Source organism: Photorhabdus viridis, from assembly GCF_040256935.1.
Taxonomy (GTDB): Bacteria; Pseudomonadota; Gammaproteobacteria; order Enterobacterales; family Enterobacteriaceae; genus Photorhabdus; species Photorhabdus viridis.
In genome coordinates, this window is record NZ_JBEJZY010000123.1 from 1 (window position 1) to 2295 (window position 2295).

The 2295-nt window shown below is 32.3% G+C and carries 1 protein-coding gene; it reads right to left on the reverse strand.

The window, feature by feature from the left end; genetic code table 11:
• Nucleotides 1-205: hypothetical protein (locus ABR397_RS22310; RefSeq protein ID WP_350307627.1), on the reverse strand; the 205-nt coding region annotated here is incomplete at its 3' end.
• Between the last annotated feature and the right edge of the window lie 2090 nt (nt 206-2295).

Below are 2295 nucleotides of genomic sequence, written 5' to 3' on the forward strand. Positions count from 1 at the left end.
AAAAGCCGGCGACGACAAAGGTGTGGGGCGGCAGGCCGGCGGCGGCGAGGGTGAACTGCAACCCGCCGGCGGGTTGCGCCGTCATCCGGTCAGCCATGTGCTGGGCAATTTTTTCAGGGTGTAAATCCTGACAAATTAACTGTTTTATCTTTTTTATTGCATTTAATCCGCTTTGATATAAAAGCTTTAATACTTCGGTATTCACGCTTTTAAATGATTATGACAGGCCAGGCCAATGTAAAATAAGTAGGGTATAGAATCGCTGATAAATGGATTAAACAGGGCAGGGTAAACAAAATGGATCCTGCCCTGCGTTTTATTATTGGCAGAATTTAACCTGTGATTAAAAGTCATTTTTTTAACTAACCCCCCTCTTTTTAGAGAGTATTCTTTTACGTGCGGATTTCTTTTCAACTCGCTATTAACGGTTATTGATTTTCTATTAAATGTCCTTTTGAAAAACGGCATTTATTGCGTTTAATCTGCCCGGATATAAAAGCTTTGATACTTCGGTATTCGCGCTTTTAAATGATTATAGCAGGTCAGGTAAATGTAAAATAAAGGGAGGATAGGAACACTAATAAATAAATTAAACAAGGAAGAGTAAATAAAGTGAATTCTGCCATGCGTTTTATGATTGGCAGGATTTAACCTGTGATTAAAATTCATGTTTTTAACTGATCGTGTTAATCGGTATAAAATTTTGACCGTCGTTTTTATCACTTTTAACCCCGGTTTTTTATTAATTTTAATCATCACCGTATTATGTTTAATGAACGCAAATCATATCCACTTTTTATCTTTACTGACGCTGTTAAATAACTGGTGAGAAAACACTTTAATACTCATCTACTTGGATAATATCCTTTTACGTACAGATTTATTTTCAATTCACTATTAATGGTTAATGATCTTCGATTAAATGCGATTAATTTCCCTTTGAAAATGCCCATTTATTGCGTTAAATCCGCTTTGATATAAGATTTTAATACGGCGGTATTCGCGTTTTTAAATTATTATAACAGGTTAGGTAAATGTAAAATAAGTGGAATATAGAATCATTGATGAATAAATTAAACAGGACAGGGTAAGCAAAATGAATCCTGCCATGAGTTTTATGATGAGTAGGATTTAACCTGTGATTAAAAATCATTTTTTAAACTGATGGTGTTAATCGATGTAAAGTTTTAACTGTCATTTTTACCCTTATTAACCCCGGTTTTTTATTAAGTTTAATCATCACCGTATTATGTTTAATGAACGCTAATCATATCCACTTTTTATCTTTACTGACGTTGTTAAATAACTGGTGAGAAAACACTTTAATACTCATCTACTTGGATAATATCCTTTTACGTACAGATTTATTTTTAATTCACTATTAATGGTTAATGATCTTCGATTAAATGCGATTAATTTCCCTTTGAAAATGCTCATTTATTGCGTTAAATCCGCTTTGATATAATATTTTAATACGGCGGTATTCGCGTTTTATTATTGGCAGGATTTAACCTGTGATTAAAAATCATTTTTTAAACTGATGGTGTTAATCGATGTAAAGTTTTAACGATCATTTTTACCCTTTTTAACCCCGGATTTTTATTAAGTTTAATCATCATCGGATCACGTTTAACGAACGCAAATCATATCCACTTTTTATCTTTACTGATGCTGTTAAATAACCGGCGAGAAAATGCTTTAATACTCATTTTTTCGGACAATATCCTTTTACGTGCTAATTTCTTTTCAACTCGCTATTAACGGTTAATGATTTTCGATTAAATGCCATTAATTCTCCTTTTGAAAATCGGCATTTATTGCGTTTTAATCCGCCCTGATATAAAAGCTTTAATACTTCTGTATTCACGTTTTTAAATGATTATAGCAGGTCAGGTAAATGTAAAATAAAGGGAGGATAGGAACACTGATAAATGGATTAAACAGGGCAGGATAAACAAAATGAATTTTGCCCTGCGTTTTATAATGAGCAGGATTTAACCTGTGATTAAAAGTCATTTTTTTAACTGATGGTGTTAATCGGTATAAAGTTTTAACCGTCGTTTTTATCACTTTTAACCTCTGTTTTTTGTTAAGTTTAATCATCACCGTATTATGTTTAATGAACGCTAATCATATCCACTTTTTATCTTTACTGACGTTGTTAAATAACTGGTGAGAAAACACTTTAATACTCATCTACTTGGATAATATCCTTTTACGTACAGATTTATTTTCAATTAGCTATTAATGGTTAATGATCTTCGATTAAATGCGATTAATTTCCCTTTGAAAATG